This is a genomic window from Streptomyces sp. DvalAA-43 (assembly GCF_900091725.1).
Lineage (GTDB): Bacteria > Actinomycetota > Actinomycetes > Streptomycetales > Streptomycetaceae > Streptomyces > Streptomyces pulveraceus.
This window is the reverse complement of the sequence record NZ_FMBW01000039.1, coordinates 194,570-221,400: the sequence shown is the minus strand read 5'-3', so window position 1 is coordinate 221,400 and position 26,831 is coordinate 194,570. Positions and strand designations below refer to the sequence as shown.

Annotated in this window: 6 protein-coding genes; 5 read left to right on the top strand and 1 reads right to left on the bottom strand. The window is 70.6% G+C overall.

Annotated elements, in window-relative coordinates; genetic code table 11:
• Positions 1-13: 13 nt before the first annotated feature.
• From asnB to GA0115234_RS12375, 3 genes are all read left to right on the top strand, one after another.
• Complete coding sequence (gene asnB / locus GA0115234_RS12385) at positions 14-2,059, top strand: asparagine synthase (glutamine-hydrolyzing) (protein ID WP_093540953.1); 2,046 nt, start codon at positions 14-16, stop codon at positions 2,057-2,059.
• The gene (locus tag GA0115234_RS12380) at positions 2,056-22,152 is read left to right on the top strand and encodes an SDR family NAD(P)-dependent oxidoreductase (protein ID WP_093540952.1); all 20,097 of its coding nucleotides are present in this window, start codon (positions 2,056-2,058) and stop codon (positions 22,150-22,152) included. The genes asnB and GA0115234_RS12380 overlap by 4 nt, the downstream gene beginning before the upstream one ends.
• A 97-nt stretch (positions 22,153-22,249) precedes the next feature.
• Positions 22,250-23,176, top strand: coding sequence for a LysR family transcriptional regulator (locus GA0115234_RS12375; protein ID WP_093541003.1), 927 nt, complete (start codon positions 22,250-22,252; stop codon positions 23,174-23,176).
• A gap of 99 nt (positions 23,177-23,275) precedes the next feature.
• Here GA0115234_RS12375 and GA0115234_RS12370 read toward each other — a convergent pair whose 3' ends face one another.
• Positions 23,276-24,364, bottom strand: coding sequence for an NADH:flavin oxidoreductase (locus GA0115234_RS12370; protein ID WP_093540951.1), 1,089 nt, complete (start codon positions 24,362-24,364; stop codon positions 23,276-23,278).
• A gap of 302 nt (positions 24,365-24,666) precedes the next feature.
• On the opposite strand from GA0115234_RS12370, the gene GA0115234_RS12365 reads away from it, so the two are divergent.
• Both GA0115234_RS12365 and GA0115234_RS12360 read left to right on the top strand, forming a co-directional pair.
• Positions 24,667-25,452 carry an SDR family oxidoreductase gene (locus GA0115234_RS12365; RefSeq protein ID WP_256088711.1) on the top strand — a complete coding sequence of 262 codons (786 nt, stop codon included), beginning with the start codon at positions 24,667-24,669 and terminating at the stop codon, positions 25,450-25,452.
• Positions 25,453-25,517: 65 nt separating this feature from the next.
• Entirely contained in the window at positions 25,518-26,717 is a 1,200-nt protein-coding gene (locus GA0115234_RS12360; RefSeq protein ID WP_093540949.1) for a cytochrome P450, read from the top strand.
• Positions 26,718-26,831: the final 114 nt, after the last annotated feature.

The following is a 26,831-nucleotide window of genomic DNA, read 5'->3' as shown; positions in this document are numbered from 1 at the left end:
AAGGAGACCCCGCATGTGCGGAATCGCAGGTTTCGTCGCGCCCTCGCTCCGCGCCGAAGCGACGCCGGAGGTGATGACCTCCATGTTGTCGCTCATCCGCCACCGCGGACCGGACGAGGCGGGCTACTACCTGGACGACGGCATCGCCATGGGTACGGCACGGCTGTCGGTGGTCGACCTCGCCACGGGTGCCCAGCCGATGGCCGACCCGACGGAGCATTACTGGATCTGCTTCAACGGCGAGTTGTACAACCACATCGAACTGCGCGAGGAACTGCGAGGGCTCGGCCGCCGGTTCCGTACCCGCTCCGACACGGAGGTGTTTCTGCAGGCATGGGCCCAATGGGGGCCCGCGTGCCTGCCCCGGTTCAACGGCGCGTTCGCGGCGGCGATCCGGGACGTGAGGTCGGGAGACCTGTTCCTGGCACGTGACAGATACGGCAAGCGGCCGCTCTTCTACGTCGACCGCGAGGGCTGCGGAGCCCAGGGGGGCGGGAGCGGAGAATTCCTCTTCGCCTCCGAGATGAAGGCTTTCCGTGCGTTCCCGGGATTCCGTTTCGAGCTCGACCCCCGCGAACTCGCCTCCACCTTCGCGGTGTGGACACCGTTGCCCGACCGGACCCCTTTCCGGCACATTCGCCAGCTTCCGATGGGGTGTTATCTGACCGTTCGCGGTGGGCGGGCGGTTCTGGGCGACTACGCGGAGCTCGAACTCGACGTACCGCCGTTCACCGGCTCCGAACGGGAAGCGGCCGCATCGGTCCGCGAAGCCCTCCGTGAGAGCGTCGAGATGCGGCTCAGGAGCGATGTCGAGGTCGGTGTCTATCTGAGCGGCGGTCTCGACTCCTCCATCGTGACCAAGCTGACGACCGATCTCTCCGCGCACGAGGTCCGCACATTCTCCGTGGAGTTCGACGACGCGGTCTTCGACGAGTCGAGCAGCCAGCAGGTCGTCGCCTCGCACCTCGGGACGCGCCACTCGTCCATCGCCGTGTCGAGTGCCGATATCGCCGCGAACTTCCCGTCCGCCGTGTACCACGCGGAAGTACCGGCGTTCCGTGCCGCGTTCGTCCCCATGTTCCTTCTGTCCCGCCATGCGCGGGACGCCGGAATCAAAGTGATCCTCAGCGGTGAGGGCGCCGATGAGGCGTTCCTCGGGTATTCGCTCTTCCGTGAGACGCTGCTGCGCGCTTCATGGGGCGAACTGTCGGACGACGAGCGAATGGCCAGGATCGGCAGCCTACACCCGGAGCTGAGCCACTTCGGCCCCGCGAACCGGGCGCGGCTGAAGGGCCTCTTCGAGCAGTTCGCCGTCGAACGGCTGCCCGGCCTCTTCTCTCACGAACTCCGGTACCAGAACGGCCGGTTCGCCGCCCGTCTGCTGAAACGACGCGACGATCCGTTCGCGGACCTCATGGCCCTGACGGACGCGACACCCGGCTACGCGGCGCTGAGCCCGGTCCGCAAGGCACAGTGGCTCGAATTCAAGACGCTGCTGCCCGGCTATCTCCTCTCCACCCAGGGAGAGCGCATGAGCCTCGCCCACGGTGTCGAGAACCGGTGCCCGTTCCTCGATCCCGCGGTCGTCCGCGCGGCGGCGTCGATCAATATGCGCTTCGACGACGGTTTCGACGAGAAAGCCATTCTCAAGAAGGCGTTCTGGGGCGAGCTGCCGGAATCGAGTCTCACCCGGCGGAAGCAGCCGTACCGCGCGCCCGGGGCGGCCGTATTCAAGCAGCAACGGCCCGACTATCTGGAACTCATCCTCTCGGAAACGGAGTTGGAGAAGATCGGCGGCATCGACCCGGTGTTCGCCCGGAAGCTCGTCAAGAAGATCATGGCCACGCCCACCGGTGAGGTCAGTACGAAAGAGGACCAGGCTTTCGTCTACCTGCTCTCGACCGCGGTCCTCAATCAGCAGTTCGTACTCGGACAGGACATGCCCGGGGACACGGCCGCACGGGCCGACTTCAAGGTGAGCACCATCGTTGATCAGCGGACATCGCGGGGATCGAAGCCGGCCGGCCAAGACTTCCCCTCTGCGGGAGGAAACCGATGAGTACGTTCGATCCGGCGCCCGCGACGGATGATGTCGCGATCATCGGGCTCGCTCTGCGCTTCCCCGGCGCGGAGACACTGGAAGAGCTCGGCGGGCATCTCGTCGCGGGCCGCTCGCTCATCTCGGAAGTCCCCCCGGAACGCTGGTCGAAGGAACGGTACTTCGGTGATCCACGGCTCGGGGCCCAGAAGACGAACAGCATCTGGGGCGGGTTCATCGAACATGCGGACTGCTTCGATGCCGAGTTCTTCAGTATTTCCCCGCGCGAGGCCGAGAGCATGGATCCCCAGCAGCGCATGGCGCTCGAACTCGCCTGGCGGGCGATCGAGAACGCGGGCTATGCGGCGAGTTCCCTGGCCGGTACGGAAACGGGCGTCTTCATGGGTGTCTGCCATGCGGACTACGCGGAAATGATGGAACGCGAAGGGGCAAGGACCGACGTCTATTTCCCCACCGGAACGGCGTACTCGATCATCGCGAACCGGATCTCCTACTATTTCGACTTCCAGGGTCCGAGCATCACCAATGACACGGCATGTTCGAGCTCGCTCGTATCGGTGTACGAAGCGGTGCGCGCGTTGTGCAACGGCGAGTGCGGTGTCGCCCTGGCCGGTGGAGTCAACCTGATCTGGTCGCCGAAGCACTTCGTCGCGTTCAGCCAGGCGAGCATGTTGTCCCGCACCGGCCGTGCGAGCGCCTTCGACCAGAGCGCCGACGGCTACGTCCGGGGTGAAGGCGGTGCGGTACTCCTCCTGAAGCCGCTCGCGCGGGCCGTCGCGGACGGCGATCCCATCCACGCGGTCATCAAGGGAGTCGCCACGAACCACGGTGGCCGGACGAATTCCCTCACCGTCACCAATCCGACAGCACAGGCGAATCTGATCGAGGGACTCTATACCCGCGCCGGAATCCGGCCGGAAACCGTTACCTATATCGAAGCGCACGGACCGGGAACGCCCGTCGGTGATCCGATCGAGATCATGGCTCTGAAGGAGGCCTTCCGGAACCTGCACGCGGCACAGGGCACCGCCGCCCGGCCGGCGAGTTGTGGAATCGGCTCGGTCAAAACCAATATCGGGCATCTGGAAGGGGCGGCCGGAGTCGCCGGAATCGCCAAGGTGATCAGCTCGCTGGCGCTCCGGACGCTGCCCGCGAACGTCAACTTCCAGAATCAGAACAGGCTCATCAAGCTTGAGGACAGCCCGTTCCATGTCATCCGCGACACCCAGCCCTGGGCCGCGCCGACCCCGGGGGCGGACGGAAGGATCCGGCCACGGCGGGCCGGGGTGAGCTCGTTCGGATTCGGTGGCACGAACGCGCATGTGGTGCTTGAGGAACATCTCGCCGATGAATCCGGTGCAGGGGCGCAGGACGGGCCTCTCCGGGGGCCGCAGCTCCTGCCGCTCTCCGCGAAGACGCCGGACCGGCTGCGGGCGGTGGCGGGCAACCTGCTCACCCACCTGGGCGAGCACCCTTCGCAGTCGCTCGCCGACATCGCGTATACCCTGCGGGTCGGCCGCGAGCCCATGCCCGTCCGGGTCGCGTTCGCCGTCGCGGACCGTGCCGAACTCGAATTCCTTCTGAGGGAGTTCATCGACGGCGCCCGCGCGGAGGGCGGGCTTCACCTGGGCGGGACGCTGCGGGGCGCGGAGGAGGAAGTCGCCGATCTGAGGGCGGCGGGGACACGTTGGGCGGAGGGCGGGGCGGTGGACTGGGTGGATCAGCTCGGTCACGGCGCACCCGAGCCACGTCCACGACGTGTGCGGCTGCCCGGATATCCCTTCGCCCGCGAGCGGCACTGGTTCAGCGTTCCGCGGAAGGACTTCGAGATCTCCCGGACGGGCGTCGAGGTTCCGCGGAAGGGCGTCGAGACGCCAGGGACGCCATCGGCGGCGAACGGGGCTGCCGCCGCGCACCCACTCCTCCACGCCGATGCCTCCGGCCCCGCCGGTCACCGGTACCGCTCGACGTTCACCGGAGCGGAGCCGTTTCTCGCCTCGCACGTGGTGGGTGGTGCCCGGGTGCTGCCGGCAGCCGCTCATATCGAGATGGTCCGTGCGGCGGCCGTGCGTGCGGTGGGGTCCGATGCGGCGGAGCGGGCGGTCGTCCGGCTCCGCGACGTCGCATGGGCGCGCCCGCTCGTCGTGCGGGACGCGCCGGTCGAGGTCGGTGTCCGGCTCACCCCGCAGGACGGCGTCGCCCTCGCCTTCGAGGTCTCCACCGGCACGGACCCCGCCGTGGTCCACAGTTCGGGAGTGGTGGAGGCCGCCGGGCGGGAGGAGCCGGATCGCATCGATCTCGGCGCGCTGCGGGCAGCCTGCCCCGGGGAGCGCAGCCCGGCGGACGTGTACGCGGCGTTCCACGACCGAGGCCTGGAGTACGGACCGGCCATGCGTGGGATCGAGGAGATCCGGCTGGGGACGCGGGAGCTGATCGCGCGTATCGGGAAGCCCGCTGCCGGTGCGGCGGACGCCGGATACGTCCTGCCGCCGAGCGTCCTCGACGCGGCCCTCCAGTCCTCGCTCGTGCTCCTGGCGGAGACGGCGCGCGAACCGGCCGACGGTCCGGCCATGCCGTTCGCGTTCGAGGAACTCACGGTGCATGGCGCCTGTGTGTCGGAGACCTGGGCGTGGGTACGGCGCCGCGAAGGACACCGCACGCTCGACGTGTTCGACATCGACCTCTGCGACTCCGAGGGAGTGGTCCGTGTCAGTCTGCGCGGACTCGTCCAGCGGACGCACGGGGCGGCTTCCGGACGAGGAACCGGCGCGGACACCGTCACCGCCGCCGTTCCCTGGGTGCCGACACCCCTCGACGTACCGGAGGAGCGGGCGACGGCCCTCCCGTCCGTGCGCGGGTACCTCGGTGGTCGGGCCGCCGCGCACGCCGCCGCCGTGGCGGACACCACGGGCTTCACCGTCGCCCGCCTGCCCGATGTCACGCCCGGTCGGGTCGCCGACGGTGTCGGGGCCGTGGTGGACCAGGTGTTCCGGCACGCCGTGGAGCTGGTGAGGTCGAAGCCCGGGGGAGCGTACCGGTTCGTCGTCCTGGTGGACGACCGGTCGCCACGGCACCACCACGCGCCGCTGACCGGCCTGTTCAGGACCGCCGTCCTGGAGAACCCCCGCATCACCGGCCGTGTCGTACGCGTCGCGGAACTCGACACCGCGTCGCCGGAGCGGATCGCGGACATCCTCCGGGCGGAGGCGGCGGACCGGTCGGCCGACTGCGAGATCCGCTACGGGGCCGACGGCACCCGGCACGCGGCACGGCCCGTGGAATTCCGCCTGGACGAAGGAGCGGAGATCCCGCCGTTGAAGGAGGGCGGGGTCTACTGGATCACGGGCGGTCTCGGCGGCCTCGGGCTGCATGTCGCACGGTACTTCGGGCGGTGTGCGGGCATCACCGTCGTCCTGAGCGGCCGGTCGGCGCCCGGTGCCGCGAGCGAGACGGCCCTGCGCGGGCTGCGGGAGGCGGGGGTCGAGGCCCACTACCTCCCCGTCGACGTGGGTTCGAAGGACGACGTGGACCGTGCGGTACGCGCCGTCGTACGGGATCACGGGGCGATCGACGGCATCGTCCACGCGGCGGGCATCCTCCGTGACGCGTATCTCTACACCAAGGACACCTCGGACGTGCGGGCGGTGCTGGAGCCGAAGGTCGACGGTGTTCTCCACCTCGACGCCGCCACGCGCGGCCTCGCGCTCGACTTCTTCGTCGCCTTCTCCTCCGTGGCGGGGGTGTTCGGCAGCTCCGGGCAGTCGGACTACGCGGCGGCCAATGCCTTCCTGGACGCCTTCGCCCACCACCGCCGGGCACTGGTGGACATCGGCGAGCGGAGCGGGAGGACGTCGGTCGTCAGCTGGCCGCTGTGGGCCGACGGCGGGATGTCCATGGACCCCGTGACACGGGAGTCGATGCGCCGGGACCGGGGCTGGGAGCCCCTCCCGACGGAGGAGGGCCTGCGGGTACTCGGCGGCGTACTGCGCGACGCGCCCGCCCACACCGTGGTGGCGTACGGCGCCGCCGCGACGCTCACGGCCGCCGCCCCGCCCCCGGAGGCGCCCCGCTCCGTACCCGTGGACACCCCACCGATGGAGTCCGCGGCCGCCGTCGCGGAGGACGACCTGATGGAGCGTACGAACGCTTTCCTGCGCCGCGTCGTGGGCGAGGTGCTGCACCGCGACCCCCTGACGCTGGACGAGACGGCCAACCTCGTCGACTACGGGATCGACTCGCTCGCGATCCTGGAGACGACCGCGTCGCTCGAAGTGTTCTTCGGCCCGCTCTCCAAGACGATCTTCTTCGAGTACACGAGTATCGAGGGCGTCGCGGGTCACCTCGTCGCGGAACACGGTGACAAGCTGCGCGAGATCACCGCCGCCGGAGAACCGGCGCCGGAAGCCGCAGCACCCGCGGCCGGGACGGACGACGCGCCGGCCCCCGCCGCACCCGGACCGTCCGTTCCCGACACCGCCGGCCCGCCCGCCTCCCATGACAGGTCTGCCGCACCCGGGCCGCGCGACGACCACCACGACATCGCGATCATCGGCATCTCCGGGACCTACCCCGGAGCCGAAACCCTCGCCGAACTCTGGGCCGTGCTCGGAGAAGGCCGCCACGAGTTCCGCGAAGTACCGCGTGAACGCTGGGACCACGACGCGGTCTACAGCCGCGACCGCAGTGTCCTCGGCAAGAGTTCCATCCGCACCGGCACCTTCCTCCGGGACATCGAGAGCTTCGATCCCCGCTACTTCCGTATCTCCAAGCGCGATGCGGAGAACATGTCGCCGGAGGTCCGCCTGTTCCTGCAGACGGGCGTCGAGGCGCTCGAAGACGCCGGATACTCGCGCGAGACGATCCAGCGGCAGTACGACGGAGACGTCGGCGTACTCGCCGGATCCATGAGCAACCACTACGGCCTGTACGGATTCCAGAACAGTCTGACGCGCGGTTCCCCGGCCAGCGGCAGCTACACGGCGACGCTGCCCAATATGCTCTCGTACTTCTACGGGTTCACCGGTCCCTCGATGTTCGTGGACACGATGTGTTCCGGATCCTCGACCTGTGTGCACCAGGCCGTGCAGATGCTCCGGGCCGGCGAATGCCGGATGGCGGTCGCGGGCGGAGTGAATCTGCTTCTGCACCCGTACAACCTCATCAGCTCGTCGCAGGAGCACTTCACGACGGCGACCTCCGATGTGATCCGGAGCTTCGGCCTGGGCGCGGACGGGACCATTCTCGGGGAGGGCGTCGGCGCCCTCGTCCTCAAGCCGCTCGTCGAGGCCGAGCGGGACGGCGACCATGTGTACGCCGTCATCAAGGGGACGGCCCTTGCCAACGCGGGGGTGCGCAACGGATTCACCGTCCCCAGCCCGCGTATGCAGGCGCGGGCGATCGAGAAGGCGATCGACGACGCCGGAGTCGATCCACGGACCATCAGCTATGTGGAAGCACACGGCTCCGGGACGTCACTGGGCGACCCGATCGAAGTGAAGGCCCTGACCACGGCCTTTGAGAAGTACACGCAGGACACCGAGTTCTGCGCGATCGGCTCCGTCAAGTCGAACATGGGACACCTTCTGCACGCTGCCGGAATGATCGGTATCGCCAAGGTCGTCCTCCAGTTCCAGAACGGGAAACTCGCCCCCTCGCTGCACAGTTCGGTGACCAATCCGGACATCGACTTCTCCCGTACACCGTTCCGTCTCCAGCAGCGGCTCGCCGCATGGGAACCCGCGGTGACGACCGTGGACGGACGCAGGATCACCCATCCCCGACGGGCGGGGATCACGTCGATCGGCGCGGGCGGGATGAACTCCCACATCATCCTCGAGGAGTACCAGCGGCCCGACCGCGATCCGCACGGCGCACCGGACGGGCGCGAGGAACTCTTCGTGTTCTCCGCGATGAACGACTCGGCCCTGGAGACATGTCTCCACCGATTCCGCGCCTACCTGACCGCCGGGGCGGAGCCCGACGCCGCGGCGATCGCGTTCACACTCCGCGTCGGCAAGAACGAACTCCCGCACCGCTGGGCGTTCCTCGCGAGGACCACGGGCGAAGCCGTCGCCGCAGTCGACCGCTATCTGGCGGGAGACCGGGACCTCGGTGCGGCCCTCGCGGGCGGTGGCCCGCGGACCGAGGACCTGCGGAAGCTCGCGACCACCTGGGTGGGCGGCAGGAGCGTCGACTGGAGCGGCGCCGACAGAGGAGCACGCGCGCCCCGGCGGGTCTCTCTTCCCGCCTACCCCTTCGAGCGCGTGCGCTGCTGGGTCACCCCGGAAGAAGGCGCGCCGTCCGTGATCGCGCCGCTCGCGCTGCGCGACAAGCTCCACCCGTTCCTCGGCAGGAACGAGTCGGACGCAGACGGGCTGCGGTACGTGCTCGACGTGCACCTGGACGACCTCCTCGACTACGGCTGCACCTCGGGGGAGCGGCAGGACAAGAAGCGCGGCGTGATCCCGACGTTCGCCGTCGACCTGGCGATCGCCGCCACGAAGGTCTCCGGATTCGCCGACGGGTCGGCCGTGCGCCGGCTGCGCCTCCTGGGCCAGGTCGGCTGGACGACCGCCACCCGCCTGGTGACGGTCTTCGACGCCCCCGACGGGAAACGCGCCTCCGGATACGTCTTCGCGGAGGACGCGGTGGGGAGCCGGATGCCCGTGGCGGCGTTCGACGTGCCGATGGGTGAGGAGGACCGTACGCCGCTGTCCGGCCACCCCCGTACGGACCGCTTCGCGGGAATCGCCGCCGATGTGCTCGCGCCCCACCAGGCGGAGCCGCTCTCCTCGGCGGAATTCCTCGCGGAGCTCGCGGAGGGCGGAATCGGATACGCGCCGGAACTCAGCGGAACAGAGAGCGCATTCCGCCTGCGGGACGGGCGGCTGGTGCTCAGGGTCGGCACCCCCGAACTCCAGCGGGACCATGTGAAACCGCGGGTCACCCTCGCTCCGCACGTCCTCGCCGCCATCGCGCAGGGCCTCCAGGCCGAAGCGAAGCGGCAGGGCTCACCGGACTGGGCACGGACCGCGCCCCACCACATCGACGAGATCCGGCTCCTCACCGACGGGAGCTGTGGGGTCGTCCCGGTCGCGTACGTCGTCTTCGACGTGACCGCCGACGGCGAAGGGCTCGGCGGTTCCGTCGGCCTGCTGGACCGGAACGGCCAGGTGGTCGGCGTGCTCTGCGACCTGTGGTGCGGCGATGACGAAGGACCACGAAAGGACCCGGATGTGAGCGAACGAGTGGTGGACGGAGCCGACGTGGCGGACCGGGGGACACCGGCGGAGAGCAGCGACGGCGTCATCTCCTTCGCGGTGGACGAACTGCGTGAGATGGCGGGCGGCATCCTCAAGTTCGAGCGGGGTGAACTGGATGCCCGTACCGGCTTCGACGCCTTCGGTTTCGACTCGATCTCGCTCGTCACCCTGTCGAAGCAGATACGCGAACGGTTCGGCATCGATCTGACCCCCGCGGTCTTTTTCGACCGGAATACGTTCGACTCGCTGGGCAGGCACCTCTTCACGGAGCACGAAGGCCCGCTGCGCGCGGCGTACGAGCGGTCGCTCCCGCCGGACCCCGCCGGGGAGCCCGCCCCGAGTCCTGGAAGCCGGCCCCGTGGAGAGGCGACCGGGGCGGCCGAGGAGACGACCGGGGCGGCCGGAGAGACGACCGGGGCGGCCGGAGAGACGACCGGGGCTCCGGACGTCGCGCCGGCCGGCCCGCCGCGCCCCGCGCCGGCGGACTCGCCGCTGCCGGTGGCCGTCATCGGCGCCGCGGGCCGGTTCCCCGGCTCGCCCGATCTGGACGCGTACTGGGCGAACCTGGCCGCGGGGACCGACAGCGTCACGGCCTTTCCCCTCGACCGGTACGACGCGGCCTATGCGCGGATCGCGGAGGCGGCCGAGTTCCCGCACCATGCGGCCGTCCTCGACGACGTGGACGCGTTCGACGCCGCCTTCTTCCGCATCCTGCCGCGCGAGGCCGAGCTGATGGACCCCCAGCACCGGCTGGCGCTCCAGACGGTCTGGAACGCGGTCGAGCACAGCGGCTACGCCCCGTCGGGCCTGCCGGCGAACACCGGGCTGTTCTTCGGCGTCTCCGGGACCGACTACGCGACTCTGCTCGCGGCCCACGGCGCCCCGCCGGACGCCTTCACCTCCACGGGCAACGCCCATTCCATGCTCGCCAACCGCATCTCGTACGTACTCGACATCCACGGCCCGAGCGAGCCCGTCGACACGGCCTGCTCCAGCTCGCTCGTCGCCGTCCACCGGGCCGTCGAGGCCATCCGCTCCGGGGCGTGCGACGCCGCGATAGCGGGCGGGGTCAACCTCCTGCTCAGTGTCGACACCTTCGTCAGCGCAGGGCGGGCCGGAATGCTGAGCCCGGACGGGCGGTGCAAGACCTTCGCGAGCGACGCGAACGGATACGTACGCGGCGAGGGCGTCGGCGCCGTCGTGCTGAAGCCCCTCGCCGACGCGGAGCGCGACGGGGACGCGATCCTCGCCGTGATCGTCGGCACCGCGGAGAACCACGGCGGGCGGGCGAACTCCCTCACGGCACCCAACGGCACCGCGCAGTCGGACCTCGTGGTGCGGGCGATGGGCGGCATCGACCCCCGCACGATCGGCTATGTGGAGGCCCATGGCACCGGCACGGCCCTGGGCGACCCCGTCGAGGTGCGCGCGCTCCAGGCCGCGTTCCGGCAGCTGGGCAGTGACGGCCCCGCCACCTGCGGGCTCGGCTCCGTGAAGACCAACATCGGTCATCTGGAAGCCGCCGCGGGCATCGCCGGGCTGCTCAAGGTGGTCCTGGCGATGGAACACGGCACCCTTCCGCGGAGCCTGCACAGTGACCGGATCAACCCCTACATCCAGCTCGACGGCAGCCCGTTCCGCATCGTGCGCGCCAATGAACCGTGGGAGCGGCCGCGCGGCCGTGACGGCGACCTCGCGCCGCGGCGGGCGGGAGTCAGCAGCTTCGGTTTCGGTGGCGCGAACTGTCACGTCGTCATCGAGGAGTACACCGGGCAGGCCGCGCGGACGAGCCCGGCACAGGACGCGGACGGCCCCGGGAACCGGGTCGCCGTACCCCTCTCCGCGCGTACGGAGCAGCAGCTCCGCGAGCGGGCGCGGAACCTGCTCGCCCACCTGGAGGACACCCCCCGTCCCGCGGCGCTCCGTTCGATCGGGTGGACGCTCCAGACCGGGCGCGAGGCCATGGCCGAACGGGTCGGCTGGGTCGTCTCCTCGCGCCACGAACTCGCCTCGAAATTAAGGGAGTTCATCAGCGAAACGATGAGCGGTACGACGAGCGGAGCGACCAGTGGGCCTCGGCACGGCGCCCGTCCGGCGCAGGACGGCCTCGCCGACGTGGTCGCGCGCTGGAGCGGAGGGGAAGAGGTCGACTGGCTGCGGTTGTACGGGGCTGCCGGTGCGGCCCTGCCGAGGCGCGCGCATCTGCCCACCTACCCGTTCGCACGCGACAGGTACTGGCTCCCCGGCAGCGCCGAGAAGGCGAACAGCGTCGCTGAGCACCGCCCTTCGGCCGCTACGACGTTGTTCGTGCCCCGCTGGACGCCGAAGACCGCGTCGCGGGACCTGGCCGGAGGGGCCCCGCACACGCGTCATACCGTGATCCTCTGCGGAGCACCGGCGGCCGTGCGGGACGGCGTGGAACGCCGCCTGCCGGGCGTACGCTGCCACGCCGTCACGACTGCCAAGCGGCGCCCGGAGACCCGCTTCACCGACCTCTCGCGCCAGGTCTTCGAGATCGTCCGGGAGCTCGCCGGGCAGACGCACGACGGCGCCACCCTCGTGCAGGTCGTGACACCGGCGGACGGTGACGAAGCGGTCGGGCCCGCGCTCGCGGGACTTCTGCGCACGACGGCGCTCGAAAGCCCCCACATCGCCGGGCAGGTCCTCGCTCTCGACGGCGAGCGCGACGCGGACGACATCGCGGCGATCGTCCTGGAGAACGCCGGGCACGCGGACGACGCTCTCGTTCTTCACCGGGGCACGGAGCGCCGGGTACGGACCTGGGTGCCCGGGACGGCCGGTGGCACGGGCACCCCTTGGCGCTCGGGAGGCGTGTACCTGATCACCGGAGGCGCCGGCGGCATCGGCGCCCTCGTCGCCCGCCGGATCGCGCGGGACGCCGTACGCCCGACGCTCGTCCTCGTCGGACGCTCGGCGCCGGATGCCCGGATCGGCCGACTCCTCGCCGAGCTGCGGCAAGCCGGTGCGGTGGCCCAGTACGCCGTCGCGGACGTCTCCCGCTGGGAGGAGGTACGCCATCTCGTCGCACGCGTCGGCGAGGAGACGGGCCCGATCCACGGAATCGTGCACGCCGCGGGCGTGATTCACGACGCGTACCTCACGAACAAGACGACGGAGGAGTGGGACGAGGTCCTCGCCCCGAAGGTCGACGGCGCGGTGCACCTGGACCGGGCGACGGCACACCTGCCCATCGAGTCCTTCCTCGTCTTCTCGTCCGGCACGGCGGTCACCGGAAATCCCGGCCAGTCCGACTACGCCACGGCCAACGGCTATCTCGGCGAGTACGCCGCCCACCGCAACAGGCGCGTCGCGGCGGGCGAACGGTCGGGGCATACGGTCGCGATCGCGTGGCCGCTCTGGAAGGACGGCGGAATGGCGGTCGACGACGCGACCCGCGCGTACCTCCGGCGCAGCCGCGGTCTCGTGCCGATGGAGTCGGACGAAGGACTCGAAGCCCTCCTGAACGCCTGGCGGCTGGGCGAGGCCGGCGAGGACCAGATCTGGGTGCACCACGGCGAACCGGCCGGGCTCGTGCCCGTACCCCCGCCCGCCGCAGCCGCCCCCGCACCGGCGACGGCCGCCGCGCGGCCGGACCGGGAGACACTCCGGTCGGTCGTGGAACTCTTCGCGCGGGTCACGAAGCTCCCCCTCCACGACATCGACGTCGACCGGCCGCTCGACGACCTGGCCCTCGACTCGGTCATGGTCGTACAACTCAACAGGGAGCTGTCCTCGGCGTACGGCGAGGTCTCGACGACGCTCTTCTACGAATTCCCCACGCTGCGGGCCATCGCCGGAGAGCTGGCCGGGGCACCCGCCCCGTCGGCCCCCGGCACGCGGGCCGACGGGCCGTCCGGCGCGGTCCGGGTTCCGGCGGCGCGGCACACACCCGGGACAGCCGCTGATCCCGGCCCGCCCGCGCCGGACGACGCCATCGCGATCATCGGGATGAGCGGGCGCTATCCGCAGGCCGAGAACACCGACGAGTTCTGGGCCAACCTCACCGCGGGACGCGACTCCATCACGGAGATTCCCCCCGGCCGGTGGCCGCTGGACGGCTTCTACGAACCGGACCGCGCCACAGCCGTCGCCACCGGGCGCAGCTACAGCAAGTGGGGCGGATTCCTGCGGGACTTCGACGCGTTCGACCCGCACTTCTTCCGGATCGCACCGCGTGACGCCTACACCATGGACCCGCAGGAGCGCCTCTTCCTCCAGGCCTCCTGGGAGGTGATCGAAGACGCGGGCTACACCCGCGAGGAGCTGGCCCGGCGCCATCAACGGCGTGTGGGTGTCTTCGCCGGGGTGACCAAGTCCGGCCACGCACGGCACGGCGCGGCCCGGCTGCCGTCCGGTGAAACGGTCGTACCCGCGCTCTCCTTCGCCTCGCTCAGCGCCCGTACCTCGTACGTTCTCGACCTCCACGGCCCGAGCCTGACGATCGACACGATGTGCTCCTCCTCGCTCACGGCGATCCACGAAGCCTGTGAGCACCTGCGCCGGGGCGCCTGCGAGCTGGCCATCGCGGGCGGGGTCAACCTGTATCTGCATCCTTCCGACTACGTCGAGCTGTGCCGCTGCACCATGCTGTCCTCGCAGGCCCGGGTGCGGAGCTTCGGCAGCGGCGGCGACGGGTTCGTGCCCGGCGAGGGCGTGGGCGCCGTACTGCTGAAGCCCCTCGCCCGCGCTCTCGCGGACGGTGACCAGGTCCTCGCGGTGGTCCGCGGGACGAGCATCAACCACGGCGGGCGGTCCCACGGCTACACGGTGCCGAGCCCGACCGCCCAGGCGGAACTGATCCGCGACGCGCTGACCCGGGCCGGGATCGCGGCGCGGGAAGTGGGCTACGTCGAGGCGCACGGCACGGGCACGGAACTGGGCGACCCGATCGAGGTGAAGGGTCTCTCACTCGCCTTCGAGGAGTCCACGGACGAGCGGCAGTTCTGTGCGATCGGCTCCGTGAAGTCGATGATCGGGCATCTGGAGGCCGCCGCGGGGATCGCGGGGGTGACCAAGGCCGTACTCCAGCTCCGTCACCGCACGCTCGTACCGAGCCTGCACGCGGAGGAGCTGAACCCCGGTATCAGGTTCGAGGAGACGCCGTTCTTCGTCCAGCGGACGCTCGCACCGTGGGAGTCGGAGACACCACGGATCGCGGCGGTCTCGTCCTTCGGCGCCGGTGGCTCCAACGCCCATGTGATCCTCGAGGAGTACGTGCCGGACGCCGCCCCGGACCGGCCGGCGTCCGGCGGGGGCGAGCAGCTCGTCGTCCTCTCCGCGCGGACCCCGGAGCGGCTGCGGCACTCCGCCGCGCGTCTGGTGGAGTTCCTCGAACGCGAGGAGACGGAGCGGGGGACGGTCGGCCTGGCGGATCTCGCCCACACCCTGCAGGTCGGACGTGAGGCGATGAAGGAGCGCCTGGCGGTGACCGTCGCCTCGCTGCCCGAGCTCCTGCGGGTGCTGCGCGGGTACGTGGAGAGCGGAGACGGGGCGGGGACACCCGGCCTCCACCGGGGCAGCGCCGGACAGGGCCTGGGCGCCGCCGCCGGGATCGCGGCCGACGAAGACCTCCGGGAACTCCTGGTCGAACGGTGGGCCCGGAAGGGGAAGCACGACCAGCTGGCCGCGCTCTGGGCCGACGGAATGGAGCTGGACTGGCGGCGGCTGCACGGAGCCGCGGCGCCCCGCCGGATATCCCTGCCGACGTACCCGTTCGCGCGGGACCGGTTCTGGATCGGGGACCTGGAGCCGGTCCGGGAGGCGGCGCCCGGCACGATTCCGGTCGTCGCCGCGCCGAGGTCCGAAGAGGCCGGGCCGCGCGTCGCACCCGACGTCACGTCGGACACCACACCTGACGTCGCACCCGATGTCACGTCGGACACCACACGCGGTGTCACACCCGATGTCACACGCGAGGAACGCGTCGGCCGCACCGTACGCGAGACGATCGCGCAGGTGCTGGTCATGGAGCCGGACGACGTCGACGGCGGGCTCGCCTTCGCCGACTACGGGCTCGACTCCATCCTCGCGGTCCGGCTCGTCCATCTGCTGAACGACACCTTCCGGCTCGACCTGTCGACCGGCGTCGTCTTCGACCACAGCTCCGCCGACCGTCTCGTCGCCCATCTGCTCGCGGAGCACGCCGACATCGGCGCCGTCGCCCCGCCGCCGGCCATCACCGGTGAGGCACGTCCGCGGACCGCACCCGGTGCCCTTCCCGAGGAACGGCCCGCCGCCCACGCGCCGATCGCCATCGTCGGGATGAGCGGTCGGTTCCCCGGGTCCGACAACTTGGACGACCTCTGGACACATCTCGTGAACGGGGACGACCTGATCACGGACGCGACCCGCTGGGATCTCGCGGACACCGGTGCCGACGGCTCCGCGCGCTGCACGCAGGGGGGATTCCTCCACGGGATCGACCGGTTCGACCCGCTGTTCTTCGGTATCTCGGGCGTCGAGGCCGCCGCCATGGATCCCCAGCAGCGCCTGCTTCTGGAGGAGGCGTCGAAGGCACTGCAGAACGCGGGATACGCCGGCCGGCACCTGGACGGGACCCGCTGTGGCGTGTACGTGGGCTGCTACAAGGGCGACTACCAGGAGGTCGTCGGGGACGGCGCGCCCGCCCAGGCGTTCTGGGGGAACATGGCGTCCCTCATCCCGGCCCGTGTCTCCTACTTCCTCGACCTGAAGGGTCCCGCACTGGCGGTCGACACCTCGTGCTCCAGCTCGCTCGTCGCGATCGACCTGGCATGCCGGGGGCTCTGGTCGGGCGAGACGGAGATGGCGCTGGCAGGCGGTGTCTTCGTCCAGTCGACGCCGCGCCTCTACGAGTTGGCCGGCGGTGCCGGAATGCTCTCCGCGACGGGACGCTGCCACACCTTCGACCACCGTGCCGACGGTTTCGTACCGGGCGAGGGCGTCGGTGTCCTGGTACTCAAGCGGCTCGACGACGCCCTCGCCGACGGGGACCACATCCATGGCGTGATCCGCGCCACGGGCAGCAACCACGACGGTGCGACCAATGGGATCACGGCGCCCAGCTCCGTCTCGCAGGAGCGTCTGCTCCGCGACACCTACGAGTCCTTCGGGATCGACGTCGAGTCCATCCGGCTCGTGGAGGCGCACGGCACCGGTACCCCGCTCGGCGATCCCATCGAGTTCTCGGCGCTCAGCCGCGCGTTCCGGGCCGGTACGGAGAAGACCGGCTACTGCGCGCTGGGTTCGGTCAAGACGAACCTCGGGCACACCCAGTTCGCCGCGGGTGTCGCGGGGGTGTTCAAGATCCTCCTCGCGATGAGGCACCAGCGGATCCCGGCCTCACTCCACTTCGAGAAGCCGAACCCCGCCATCGCCCTCGAAGACAGCCCCTTCTACCTGAGTACGCGCAACCACCGCTGGGAGGCCCCGGCCGACGGCGGACCGCGCCGTGGCGCGGTCAGCTCCTTCGGAGCGAGCGGCACCAACGCCCATCTCGTCATCGAGGAAGCGCCTCCCACCGCCCGAGCCCGCGCTCGTACGCCGCGACCCGCGTATCTCGTGGTCCTCTCCGCGCACTCACGTGAGCAGCTGGTCCAGCAGATGGCCCGGCTGGCGGAGCACTGCCGACGCCAGGACCTCCCGGACCTGGGCGACCTCGCCCACACCCTCGCCGTCGGCAGGGACTGGTTCCCCCACAGGTTCGCCTGCGTGGCGGCGGACCGCGCGGAGCTGCTGCGCATCCTCGACGAAGGGCCCGACGGTGCAAGGGCGTTCACCGGCCAGGTGGTGTCGGCGCGCAAGGGCGTCGCGGGCGCGGGGGCGGAGAAGCGCCATGGCGAGGAATGCCTCCACCGCTGCGCACACCCGACGGGATCCGACGCGGACGCCGTTCCGTACCGTGCGGACCTCGCCGCCCTCGCCGGGTACTTCACACAGGGCGTCGACCTCGACTACGGGGCAGCGTTCGCGGCGGGGGCCCATCTCCGGGTCCCGCTGCCGACCTACCCGTTCGCCGACGAGAGCCACTGGGCCGGACCGCCGCCCCGGTCACCTCTGCCCGTCACCACGCCGAGCCGGCCTGTCCCGGACCACCCGCTGATCCACGGGGAGTCGGTGGCGGCGGACCATCCCGGCACACTGCGGGCCTCGACGGTGTTCACGGGCGACGAAGCCGTCCTCCGCGACCACACGGTGCGCGGGCAGCGCGTCCTCCCGGGCGCCGCCCACCTCGAAATGGCACGCGAGGCGGCGGCGCGTGCGTGGGGCACAGGGGCGACGACGTCCCTGCTGATACGGGACATGACGTGGGTACGGCCGGTCGCCTTCGACGGCGGGCCACTGAGCGTCGATGTCCTGGTGAGGCCGACGGCGGGAGACGAACTCACCTTCGAGATCGCCTCGACGACCGGGCGGGACACCGGTCCGGTCGTGTTCTCCACCGGACGCATCGCGCCCTCCGCCACGGCCCGCCCCGACCGCGTCGACCTGGCGTCGCTCCGCGCGGAGTGCGGGACGGCCGTATCCGCAGAACGTATTGGTGAGGCGCTCGCGGCGATGGGCATCGTCCACGGACCGTCTCTCCGCGCCGTTCGCGCGGCACACGTCGCAACCGGCACCGTCCTGGCACGGCTCGCCCTGCCGGCCGGGACGGACCCCGCCGACGCCGGGTATGTCCTGCCCCCGGCGCTGCTGGATTCGGCCATCCAGGCCTCGATCGCGCTGCAACTCGCCGACGGCGGGGCCTCCGTGGAGACCGTGGTGCCGTTCGCGCTCGACCGGTTGGAACTCTTCGCCCCCTGCACGGGCTCGATGTGGGCTGTCGTCCATGTCGCGGACGGTACGGAGACGGCGACCGCGCTGAGCCGACTCGACGTGGATCTCGTCGACGGCGACGGGGAGGTCTGTGTCCGGATGACCGGATACGCCTCGCGCCCGGTGAAGGAACCGACGCCCTCACTGTTCGCACCGGTCTGGGAACCCGTGTCCGAGCGCACCTCCGGCGCACGTGCTCTGCCGCCCACGGAGCAGATCCTCGTGGTGGGAGGGACCACCGGGCAGCGGTCCGCGCTCGTCCGCCGGCACCCGCAGGTCACGGCGTGGGACCTCGGACCGGGCGCGTCCGCGGACGAGATCACGTCCCGGCTCCGGGACTCGGCACCGGTCGGCCACCTCGTCTGGATCGCGCCCGGTGCGGCGCCGGAGGACCAGGAGGCACTCCTGCCGACCGACACCGCCGGCTTCACCGCGGCCCAGGAGGACGGCGTCATCGCGGCCTTCCGCATGATCAAGGCCCTCGTCCGCACGGGACACGACGCCCGTCCGCTCGCCGTGACACTGGTGACGCGGAGCGCCCTGGCCACGTACGACACCGAGCCGACGGCACCTGCCCACGCCGGACTGCACGGCCTCTTCGGGTCGCTCGGGCAGGAGTACACCAACTGGTCGGTCCGCCGGACGGACCTCGACACCGCCGACCTGCCCGAGGATCTGCTGACACCACCGGACCGCGCGACGGGCGAAACCCTGGTGCGCCGCGCGGGCCAGTGGCTGGTCCGGCGCTGGGTGCCGTGCCGGCCCGGGACCGTACAGCGGGCCGCGTACCGGGAAGGCGGTGTCTATGTCGTGATCGGAGGTGCGGGCGGGCTCGGTACCGTCTGGACCCGGCATGTCGTCCAGCGCCACGGCGCCCACGTGATCTGGATCGGGCGGCGCCCGCAGGACGCGTCGATCGAAGCGAAGCTGAGCACCTGCCCCGGGCGCGGCAGCGTGCGCTACCTCTCCGCCGACGCCGCGGACCCCGCGTCGCTGCGGGCCGCCTACGAGGAGATCGGGCGGCACCATCCGCGGATCCACGGCGTCGTCCAGGCGGCGCTGGACCTGCGGGACCAGAGCCTGGCGCGCATGGACGAGGCGACGCTGCGCGCCGCCCTCACCGCGAAGGCCGACGTCAGCGTGGCCATGGCCGAGGTCTTCGCGGACGAGACCCTGGACTTCGTTCTCTTCTTCTCGTCCGTCCAGTCGTTCACGACCGCCGCGGGCCAGAGTAACTACGCGGCCGGATGCACGTTCAGCGACGCCTACGCCCAATTCCTCGCCCGGCACCGGGAGTACCCGGTGAAGGTGATGAACTGGGGGTGGTGGGGGAGCATCGGCAGCGCCTCGACCGAACTCCACCGGGAACGCATGGCACGCTGGGGCCTCCTCTCGATCGAGCCGCCCGAGGCGATGGAGGCACTCGACACGCTGCTCCGCGGGCCGCAGCATCAGCTGAGCTTCGTCAAGTCGCGGAAGCCCGACGCCATCGCGGGGATCGACCCGGCGACGCGGCTCACGGTCCACGGAAGGGCGCGGTCACGCGTCACGCCCGCCGCCGTGGTGGCGGCCACCAGGGCGCCGTCCGCATGGGAGGCGATGCGGGCGATCGCCGCATGGCGCCGCAGCGAACGCGATCCGCTCCTCGCACGCATCGTCCACGGACACCTGGAAGCGCTCGGCGCCCTGCGCGGCCCCGATACCCCGCCGTCCCCCGGCGACATCGCCCGACTGCGCCGGCGCGCCGGAATCCTGGAGCGGTACGACACCTGGCTCGACCACGCGCTCCGGATCGTGCCGCCCTCGGCCCCGCCGCTGGACGTCCTCGTCCGTGAGTGGGACGAGCGCCGCGCACAGTGGTCCGCGGATCCGGACAAGGCCGCGGAACTCGCCCTGCTCGATGCCGCACTCCGTGCGCTGCCGGACATCCTCACCGGCAGGACCAGGCCCACCGACATCCTGTTCCCGCGCGGTTCCGTCGCGCTCGTCGAAGGCACGTACCGCGACAACCGCGTGGCCGACATGTACAACCGCGCCATGACGGACACCGCCGCCGCCATCGTCGCGGAGCGGCTGCGCCTGGACCCGGCCGCACGCCTGCGCATCCTGGAGATCGGCGCCGGGACGGGCGGTACGAGCGTCGGGATGTTCGCCGCCCTGCGCCCGTTCCAGGACCACATCGAGACCTACACGTACACCGATCTCTCGAAGGCGTTCCTGAACCACGCCAGGACCGAGTACGGACCCGAGGTCCCGTATCTCGCCTACGCCCGCTTCGACGCGGAGCAGCCGCTGGCCGGGCAGGGGATGGAGAGCGGGAGCTACGACCTGGTCATCGCCGCCAATGTGCTGCACGCGACCCGCGACACCCGGAACACCATCCGCAACGCGAAGGCGACGCTGCGCGACGGAGGGTGGCTCCTGCTGAACGAACTGGCGGCGTTCGACGTCTCCAGCCATCTCACGTTCGGACTGCTGGAGGGCTGGTGGCTCTTCGAGGACCACGCGCTGCGCGTACCCGGTTCGCCCGCGCTGTCGCCCGCGAACTGGCGGGAGGTGCTGGTGAGCGAAGGCTTCTCCTCCGTCGTCCCCGTGCTGCCCGAGACACTTGAGCTCGGGCAGCAGATCATCGCCGCGGAGAGCGACGGGATCGCCCGGCAGACGGTGGCCCCGCCGGCGCACCCGGAGACAGCCGCTCCGCGAGCGCTCCCGAAGTCTCCGCCGGCAGCCACTGCTTCCCCGCGCCCCGGCCCCGCCCCGGAACAGCCCCCGACCGGCGGCGGGACGGCCGGTGCGTCCGGCGCCGATGCAGGGAGCCGGGCCGACACCATGGCCGGGTACCTCAGGGACCAGGCCGCACGGACCCTCGGCATCCCGCCGGAGAAGATCGCACTCGCCGCGCCGCTCAGCGACTACGGGATGGACTCCATCCTCGTCCTCCAGCTCACCACCGCGCTGCGCGAGGACCTCGGAGAGGTCCCGTCCACCCTGCTCTTCGACGCCGAGTCCGTCGAGGAGCTCGCCGACCACTTCCTGGCGGCCGGCGGCCCCCGGGTGGACGCCCTCCTGGCACGTCTGAATCCCGCGACAGCGGGGACACCCGTCCCCGACACGGCGTTCCGGCCGCCGGAGCCGTCCGCGCCTCCCGCCACGGAACCGGCACAGCCCATAGCCGCGCTCTTCCGCGCGGCGGTGCGGACCGGCACCCCGCAGCAGGCCGGTGACCTGCTGTCGATCGCCGCCCGGCTCCGGCCGACTGCCGCGGCCGGAGCCGGTCCGGAGCCGGAAATCCTGCGGCTGTCGGACGGCGACCAGGAACCGCCCCTGGTCTGCCTGCCCTCCCTCATCGCCCCCACCGGGGCCCACCAGTACGTGAAGTTCGCGGCCGCACTCCGCGGCCGCCGTCAGGTGTGGACGGTCTCCATCCCCGGATACGTGGCCGGTGAGCCGCTTCCGGTGAGCCTGGAAGCGGCCGCGGACCGGCTGGCCGGGACGCTGCTCCGACGGTTCGAGGGCCGGCCGTTCGCCCTCGCCGCCTACTCCTCCGGAGGGTGGCCCGCCCACGAGCTGGTACGACGGCTGGAGAAGGCCGGTGCACCGCCCGCCGCTCTGGTGCTGCTCGATACGCTCCGGTCGGCCGGTCCCGCGATGATCGGCGGAATGTCGGTGCTCACGCGACGGCTGCTGGACCGGTTCCCCCAACTGCCCGTCCTCGACGACCAGCTCACGGCGATGGCGTGGTACGCGCAGTTGCTCGAAGGCTGGAGCCCGATGCCGGTGACCACCCCGACCCTCCTGGTGGGCGCCGCGGAGGACAAGACCCTGCTCGAACTGCTCGGCGACGACGCGCGCGCCGACTGGCCGCTGGAACACGTACGGACGGAGGTGGCGGGAGACCACTTCTCCATGCTGGAGGAGTACGCGGAGCCGACCGCACTCGCCGTTCATGAATGGCTCCGCGGACACCGCGCCTCCCCGCAGCGGTTCTCGCGCCGGGACGCGGAGGAGGGATCATGAATCGTTCGGCCGACCCGTGCGCGCCTCCCGACGCCCTGGCGGAACCGTGTGCCCGGCGGGAACGGACCGCGCACCAGAAGCTGCCCGGATGTGCGCGATGAGCGACCGGCTGGACTTCAGTCTCACGCAATTGCGGTACTTCGTCGTATCCGCCGAGCTGGGCAACATATCGGAGGCGGCGGAGAGACTGTGCGCCTCGCAGTCGACGGTCTCCTCCGCCGTGATGAGGCTGGAACGCCAACTCGGTGTGCAGCTGCTTCTCCGTCATCACGCCCGCGGTGTCACCCTGACCCCGAGCGGCCGCCACCTGCTCCGGGAGGCACGCGCGCTGCTGGGACAGGCCAGAAACCTCAAGGCCCAGGGCGACGCCCTGGCGGGCCGCACCGCCGGCCGGCTGGACGTCGGATTCTTCTTCTCGATCGCTCCCTTCCTGCTTCCTCTGGTCCACCGACTGGCCGAAGAGCGGTATGCGGCCCTGCAGTTGACCGTTCATGAGGGATCGGAAAAGCTCCTGGAGCTGTTGCGGGACGGCCGGTGCGAATTGGCGGTGACGTACGACTTCCTGTCGGACGGTGCCGGGTTTCACCCTCTGGCCGAGCTGCCCGTCCATGCCCTGCTGGCGGAGGACGACCCGATGGGTATGACCGGCGCGATCGGTCTGGACGAGCTCGCCGCCCGACCGCTCGTCACCCTGGACGTCCCGGCGGGTCTCCGCCATGTCGAGACGGTGTTCGCCACTGCGGGCGTCCGTATGCCGCGAGTGATCACGACGACGAGCCTGGAGACCATGCGTGGGCTGGTGGCCGCGGGCTCCGGGTTCGCGTTGATGTATCAACGCGCCGCCCATGGGAGGACGTTGGACGGCGGGAGCGTCCGGTCGGTGGAGATCGCCGGAGAGGTGCCTCCTGCGTCCCTCGGCGTGGCCACGATGCCCGATCTGAACCTCAGCAGCCGCGGCAGAGCCTTCCTGGAAGTGCTGGGATCCGCGGTTTCGATCAGCGGCGAAGTGCATTCGATCGCGTGATACGGAACGTCCTGCGGACGTGGGCCGGCAGCGCATGAACTGCCGGCCCACTGCGGGCTGCGGGAGATCCCCCGCGCCCGGGGAGCGGACGTACGGCCGTCAGGCCAGGGTCTTGAGGACGTCCGGGTCGTAGGGGACGGTCCGGTCCAGCTCACCGCGCAGCGCCTTCGTCGCCCAGTCCGGGTTGGCCAGCAGTGTCCTGCCCACGGCGACCAGGTCGAACTCGTCGCGCTTCAGGCGGGCCACCAGCTCCTCGATGCCGGTCAGGCCGGCCTGCTCGGTGAAACCCTGGGCGAAGTCGCCCACACCGTACTGCTGGTCCAGGCCCACGGAGCCGACCGTCACCGTGGGCTTGCCGCTGAGCCTGCGCACCCAGCCGGCCAGATTGAGCGGGCTGCCGTCGAACTCGGGCAGCCAGTAACGGCGGGTGGAGGCGTGGAACGCGTCGACACCGGCCTCGGCCAGCGGCGTCAGCAGCTGCGCCAGCTCGTCCGGGTTCTCCGCGATGCGGGCCTCGTAGTGGTTGACCTTCCACTGGGAGAGCCGGAAGAGGACCGGGAATCCCGGACCGACGGCCGCGCGGATCGCCTGCACGATCTCGGCGCCGAAGCGGGCTCGGGAGGTCGGGTCCCCGCCGTAGCGGTCGGTACGCCGGTTGGTGCGGCTCCACAGGAAGTCGTCGATCAGGTAGCCGTGCGCGCCGTGCAGCTCCACGCCGTCGAACCCGAGCCGCTCCGCGGTGGCGGCGGCCTCCGCGAAGGCGGCGACCGTGTCGTCGATGTCCCGCTGGGTCATGGCACGACCGGCCGGGGCGCCGTCCAGCCCGAGCCCGGACGGGCCCTCCGCGGGTGGCTCCGTCCCGAAGCGCACGACCCCGGTGTGCCACAGCTGGGGAATGATCCTGCCACCGGCCTGGTGCACCCGCCGCACCACATGGGCCCAGCCTGCGAGGGGCTGCTCGCCGTGGAAGTGGGGCACGTTCTCGTACGCGACGGCGGCGGCCCGGTTGATGTAGGTGCCCTCGGTGATGATCAGCCCGACCCGGTGGGCCGCCCGACGGGCGTAGTACTCCGCCACGTCCGGGCCGGGCACGCCGCCGGGGGACTGCATCCTGGTCATCGGGGCCATCACGATCCGGTTGGGGACCGTGAGGTCGCCCACGGTGAACGGCTCGTCCAGGCTGGCCATTTTTCCTCCATATGGGTCGGCACTGTGGACACGGATTAGCGCATGATTATCGACCTCGCTGATAACGATGTCCAGCTCGCATAGATCATTCCGGCTTGTATCGCATGAGGCGATCCAATGCATCGGAACAATCAGTTTGACCGTATCGGAGAGGCCGTTGATAGTGGTCTTCGTGCTTCCGTGTCACCATGGTCGTCCGGAGTGAGGATTTCGTTCCGGAAGAGCATCCGGGGAGTCGATCCAAATTCCCGATTCATTGCGCGTTCGGATCTGTTGAGGCAGGAAAGGGGGCGGAACCCGGAGTGAGCCGAGATCGCCTTACCGAAAAGACTGAGAAGTTCGCCCATGAGTTGGAAGGAAAGCGGGCCGTGGTGACCGGCGGCAGTCGCGGTATCGGCGCCGCGATCGTGCAGAAATTACTCGACGCCGGCGCCACCGTCGTGACCTCTGCCCGCAATCCGACCGAGCAGACCCCGTCCGCGGCCAAGTTCATCAGAGCCGACCTCAGTACGCCCGACGGTGTGCGCGAGTTCGCCGATGCCGCTCTGGAGAATCTCGGCGGAGTGGACATCATCGTGAACAACGCGGGCGGCTGTCGGGTCTTTCAGAGCGCGCTCGACCTTGAGAGCGACTGGCAGTACACGATGGACATCAACTTCCTCGCCGCGGTCCGTATCAATTCAGCACTCGTACCGTCCATGCGCGAGAGCGGAGGTGGAGTCGTCGTACACGTCTCGTCCATCGCCACCATCGCGTCCTATCCGATGATCCTGCACTACGCGGCCGCCAAGTCCGCACTGGAGACCTACAGCAAAGGGCTTTCCGCCGAATTGGCGCCGCAAGGCATCCGCGTCGTCGCGGTCTCTCTCGGGAACGTCATGACACCGGGGGCGGACGAGGCACGCGAAAAGATCGTCGATTACCTCGGAAACGATTCCGCGGACTGGGCCGAAGAAATCCCGCTCGGGCGCATCGGCCAGTCGGACGAGATCGCGGAAGCGGTCGGTTTCCTGGTCTCGGAACGCGCCGCATGGATCACCGGCAGCACGCTCGTCATCGACGGCGGGCGCAGCGCGGCCCTGAGCTGAACCTCCTTCATCGGTGTGCCCGTATGCGCAGGTATCCGTCTGCCAGGACTGAAAGGACCGACACGATGACCGCCACAGGGGAAGGGGTGCGGGCCTACCCGTTCGGTCCGGTCGACCGACTCGAAGTGGACCCGAAACTGGCCGAGATCTGCGGCGAACAGCCGGTGCTGCGCGTGAATCTGCCCTACGGCGGTGGCGATGCCTGGCTGGTCACACGGCACGCGGACGTCAAGGCGGTACTGGCCGATCCCCGGTTCAGCCGTGCCGCCGCCGTGGGCGAGGACATCCCGCGCACGGTCGCCACCGGTCTGCCCAGCACCTCCATGCTGAGCATGGATCCGCCCGAGCACAGCCGACTGCGGCGCCGGGTGGCCAACGCGTTCACCGTGCGCCGCGTCGAGGCGCTCCGCCCGCGCGTCCAGCAGATCGTGAACGGCCTGCTCGACACCATGATCGCCGCGGGTGGGCCCGCCGACCTGACCCGGACGCTGACCTGGCCGCTGCCGATCACGGTCATCTGCGAACTGCTCGGCGTGCCCGTCGCCGACCGCGACCGGTTCAACGTCTGGGTGGACGGCCTGCTGATGCTGTCCGATCCGGCGCAGTCCACGCAGGCCCGAGAACACCTCAACGAGTACCTCGCCGGACTGATCGCACTCCGCCGCGTCACCCCCACCGACGACCTGCTCGGCGAGCTCGCCCACGTGGATGACGAGGAGGACCGGCTCCTCGACGAGGAACTGGTCAGCCTCGGCGTCAGCCTGCTGTCCGCGGGCCAGGAGGCCACCGCCAACCAGCTCGGCAACTTCGTCTACACGCTGCTGACCCGGCCCGATCTCTGGCAGAAGCTCGTCGCCGACCCCGCTCTGGTGCCCGACGCGGTCGAGGAACTCTCCCGGATCATCCCGATCAGCGCGTCCGCCGGCTTCACCCGCATCGCACTGGAGGACGTGGAACTGAGCGGACAGACCATTCGAGCGGGCGACGCGGTGGTCGCCGAGCTGGGGATCGCCAACCGGGATCCGGCGGTCTTCGACCACCCGGAGGAGATCGACTTCCACCGGGGAAGCGTCCCGCACGTCACCTTCGGCCACGGCGTGCACCACTGCCTCGGCGCCCAACTGGCCAGGATGGAGCTGCGAGTCGTGCTCGAAACCCTGCTGCGCCGCCTGCCCGGTCTGCGCCTCGCCGTGCCGGTCGACCAGATCTCCTGGCGCACCAACCGCCTGATCCGCGGGGTGGAGGCGCTGCCGGTCAGCTGGTGAGGACCGCACGCGCCCACGGGTGCGTGCTCCACGCCCACGGCCACGGCCGGGCGGCACCTCGTGCGTGCCGCACACCGCCCGCTGCGAGGAGTGACGTACGCATTCCAGGGCCGG

What these genes read in the sequence shown, in the direction of transcription:
- GA0115234_RS12370 (WP_093540951.1), bottom strand. Translation starts at nt 24,364, where the DNA reads ATGGCCAGCCTGGACGAGCCGTTCACCGTGGGCGACCTCACGGTCCCC.
- GA0115234_RS12360 (WP_093540949.1), top strand. Translation starts at nt 25,518, where the DNA reads ATGACCGCCACAGGGGAAGGGGTGCGGGCCTACCCGTTCGGTCCGGTC.
- asnB (WP_093540953.1), top strand. Translation starts at nt 14, where the DNA reads ATGTGCGGAATCGCAGGTTTCGTCGCGCCCTCGCTCCGCGCCGAAGCG.
- GA0115234_RS12380 (WP_093540952.1), top strand. Translation starts at nt 2,056, where the DNA reads ATGAGTACGTTCGATCCGGCGCCCGCGACGGATGATGTCGCGATCATC.
- GA0115234_RS12375 (WP_093541003.1), top strand. Translation starts at nt 22,250, where the DNA reads ATGAGCGACCGGCTGGACTTCAGTCTCACGCAATTGCGGTACTTCGTC.